General features: G+C 27.3%; 5 protein-coding genes. All 5 read left to right on the forward strand.

Annotated elements, in window-relative coordinates; all coding sequences use genetic code 11:
* A partial coding sequence (locus CI949_RS17880) for a hypothetical protein (RefSeq protein ID WP_290768872.1) occupies positions 1-253 on the forward strand: 253 nt, incomplete at its 5' end.
* Positions 254-507: 254 nt separating this feature from the next.
* Complete coding sequence (locus CI949_RS17885) at positions 508-1,662, forward strand: TIR domain-containing protein (protein WP_290768875.1); 1,155 nt, start codon at positions 508-510, stop codon at positions 1,660-1,662.
* A 23-nt stretch (positions 1,663-1,685) separates the two neighbouring features.
* Positions 1,686-2,309: a hypothetical protein gene (locus CI949_RS17890; RefSeq protein WP_133618274.1), complete on the forward strand. Its 624-nt coding sequence runs from the start codon at positions 1,686-1,688 to the stop codon at positions 2,307-2,309.
* A 36-nt stretch (positions 2,310-2,345) separates the two neighbouring features.
* Positions 2,346-2,915, forward strand: coding sequence for a toll/interleukin-1 receptor domain-containing protein (locus tag CI949_RS17895; RefSeq protein WP_166635506.1), 570 nt, complete (start codon positions 2,346-2,348; stop codon positions 2,913-2,915).
* Positions 2,916-2,949: 34 nt separating this feature from the next.
* On the forward strand, positions 2,950-3,858 hold the full coding sequence (locus tag CI949_RS17900) for a toll/interleukin-1 receptor domain-containing protein (RefSeq protein WP_290768878.1): 909 nt from the start codon (positions 2,950-2,952) through the stop codon (positions 3,856-3,858).
* Positions 3,859-3,953: the final 95 nt, after the last annotated feature.

Genomic DNA, 3,953 nt, shown 5'->3' on the forward strand with positions numbered 1-3,953 from the left:
AAAATTAAATACTATTCTGCTTGATGATCCAATGCAGAGTATGGATGACTTAAATATTATTTCTTTTATTGATGTGCTGCGGAGCTGTTCGATGGAGGGGGGAGACTTAAATAAGCAGCTGGTGCTTTCGACTCATGATGATAAGTTTTATCGGCTGCTTTTAAAGAAGTTTCGCTTTCTTTCTGCTGTGGGCTATTATTTTGAGACTTATGATGAGGATGGGTCCGGGGTGAGGAGCTGGGGGGGTTCATAAATTTTAGTCTGCAACTTTTTGAATTATCACCTGGCAATGGTCAGTAAATATCAAATAAGATTTTACACCTAAGGTTTCCCAAAAAGTGTATCAGTGAGTTAAACTGTAGCTTTCTCCATGATAGACTAAAAATATAGTGAAAGTTGCAACAAAAAAGGAAAAGATTAACTAAAATGAAGGAAAAATCATAACAATCAAGAATTATATAATTGTACATATGTTTTAGAAATAAAATATTATGAGGAGTTAAATTTATGCCTGGTAAAGCAAAACGAAAATATGATGGTGAGTTAATGAGATTTAATAAAAAAATTAAAAGGCCATTAAAATTAATAAAAGAGATATTGCCTCAAGAGTATGATCAAGAATTAATAGTTCAGAAATTTAAGTATTTTTATCCTAATGAATGGAGAATAATGGAAGAACGTTATCAGTTATATTTTGAAAAAGATAATTTTTTAGTTAAAAAGGGTAAAAAAAGACGATATAGACCTTTAAATGCAAAAGATTATTTATTGAATTTACCGCAAGTTAAAGGTTGGTTAAGCCAAAAGGGAAAGTTGAGGCATAAAGATAATTTTGATTTAGAACTGCAACAGCAAAGACTAGAAAAATTTAAAACTAAGAGGATTGCTAAAATAAAAAAATTTCAAGCTAAAATTAAAAAAAATAAAAAGAAAGTTCAGGATATAGAACCGCTATACATTGATGCCTTTATTGCAGCTTATCATCAGCGAGGAATAAGTACAGAGGGGAAAGTTGAAATTGTTAATGAATTAATAAAATATAATTCGGAAAAAATAAATGAATTTTTTTATAAATTAAATGATGCAGAACGGAATGATCAGATTAGAATAATGGCATTTAAACACCTACAATCACTTGGTAAATATGTTAAGCTGAGAAAAAAATTCAAAGGGAAGAAAAAGTACTATATGACAGAAAAAAGTGATTTTAATATGACACCTATAGACTTATGGGAAAGAATTTCCAATGACAATATTCAGAATAAAAAAGTCTTTGATGTTTTTATTTCTCATAGTCTGATCAATAAGGATATAGTAAATAAAGTGATTAAAAGTTTAAATAATCAAAACTTAAATGCTTATTGTGATTGGCTCAGTGATAATGACTTTCTGAAAAGGAAGCTTGTTAGTGATTACACAAAAATGGTGTTGAAAAAGAGACTAGAACAGTCAAAAAGTCTTTTATTACTTAAAAGTAATGAGTCTTTAAATTCTGAATGGGTTAGCTTTGAACTTGACTATTTTAAAAGTTTAGAAAAACCAATTTATTATATTGGGCTTGATGATTGTAAGAACAACAGGTTAAATAGTTATGAAAAATTGGATTATAATTTTGATGAATATTATATTTCAAAACTTAACATAAAAAGTGAGAATAATTAAATGTTTTAATAAGGGAGGCGCATATGAATATTTTTACTTTTAAAATTAAAAACATCTATTATTTAATATCAGAAATTAATTTATTATTTATTTTTATCATCTTACTTATTGGATTTATAATAAAATATTTGTATAGCAAAAAAAGTTTAGGAGGAAAATATGAAATAGATAAAGCTGTAATTGGAATTGGTCAAGGGCAAATAGAAGTTAAACCCAATAATCGCGATTATCAAATAGCTTATCAGCTCTGGATTGAAATAAGTACTCGTCAATTAGGACAACCGATAGATTTTGACAATGATATTATTGAAGAGATATATGATTCTTGGTACGATTTTTTTGGAATCACTAGGGTGTTAATTAAAGAAATACCTGTTTCATGTTATCAAAAATATAAAAGTACTAAAGAAATAGTAGAAATATCATTTCAAGTTTTAAATCAGATTTTAAGGCCACACTTAACTAAATGGCAGGCCAAATACAGAAAATGGTTAAATGAAAACAAAGAAAAATATTCTAATAAATCTCCGCAGGAAATACAGAAAAAATTTCCGGAATATGATGAGCTTATTAAGGACTTAAGAGAAACAAATAATAAATTAAAGGCATATAAAAGATTAATGGAAGAAATTGCTAAAGGGAAATAAATTTTATATTAATATAAAACTATGGGGGTTATTTATATGGCAAAAATAATTAATTTAAAATCAGAATATGAAGAGAGAGCTTATAGTGCAAGAGCTGATGAACTAATTTCAGAATCTGCTTTGAAGGAAATAAAAAGTAATGAAGAGCATTGTGTCTTTATATCTCATAAAAGTGATGATAAAGAAGAAGCAAGAAAAATAGCAAATTATTTAAAAAATGATATTGGAGTAGATATTTATTTAGATGAATTTGATTATTTTTTAAACCAAGCTACAGGTAATGGTGACTCTGAAAAAGTTGTAAAAATAATTAAAAATGCTATCGGTACTTCTACTCATTTACTTAGTTTAGTCTCCAGTAAGACAAAAATGTCATGGTGGGTTCCTTATGAAATAGGAATCGCTGATGAAAAAAATCGAGATATTGCAAGCCTAAAATTAGCAAAAGCAGAAGGAATACCAGAATTTTTAGAGATTAAAACTTGTCTGCAAGATGAAAGAGAATTTGTTAATTATTATGAGAAATTAAAGTCAGGCAGAACTTTATTTTTAGAAACTAATAGAAACTTTCAATATAAAGCTGAATTAAATAATATTTTAGACTAAGAAGTTACTCTATCTAGTAAGAGGGTGATGCTAATTGTATAAAACTCCATTCCAAATATATATTTTGTGGCATGATGATTTTAATCCTGGTAAAGAATTGGCGGAATATATTTTTAAGAAAATTAACCGAGATCCTGATAATATTACCTTTAAAGAGATAGGCATCCCTGTTAAATTTAGAAATTTAGAGGAAAATGAATTAAATATTCAGTATGATGATGCTGCTAAGACAGCAATAGTTATATTAGTTGATGATCATATGACTATTGACCCTAAATGGGAAAAATATATTACAAATATTAGAACTAACTCTGATGTTTTATTATTTCCGGTTGCTATAAATAGTAATTCTTTTTCTTTTCACAGAAGACTAAAAAAATCTAATTTTATAAGAATGAATGATTTAGGTGAGATAAAGAATATTTTTAATAAGACTGAGGATATTGATGAAATTGATTTTCAAAAAATATTTTTATTAAACCAACTATTACATGAATTTACTAGAGAATTATATAGTTTCGATAATAGCGATCCAGGTTCTCCCTTGAAAATATTTATCAGCCATACAAAAACTGATGGAATTGATACTGCAAGGAAACTAAAAAAATATATAGACTCAATAACTCGAGCTGATTCTTTTTTTGATGCTACAGATATTGAAGTTGGATATGAATTTTGGGAGAAAATAAAAAGAGAAATTGATAATTCTTTTTTAGTAATGATTAACTCTGATAAATATTCTAATAGCAGCTGGTGTAGAAAAGAAGTATTATTAGCCAAAAAGAGTAACAGGCCTATTTTAAATATTAATACTGTTGAAAATGAAGAAATAAGATCATTTCCGTATATGGGGAATGTAAAATCAATAAGAATAAATAAAGAATCTGGTTTTAAAGATTATTTCTATGTGATTACAGAAATCTATAGAGAAGCTGTTAGATAAGCGAATTTCATAAAAATAAGCCTTGATATAACAAAGATTTTAATGATATAAAAAGGGCTTCACCCCATTCTTGTCGAATTTAATAGTAACACCCA

The sequence above is a fragment of the Halanaerobium sp. genome, from assembly GCF_003070835.1.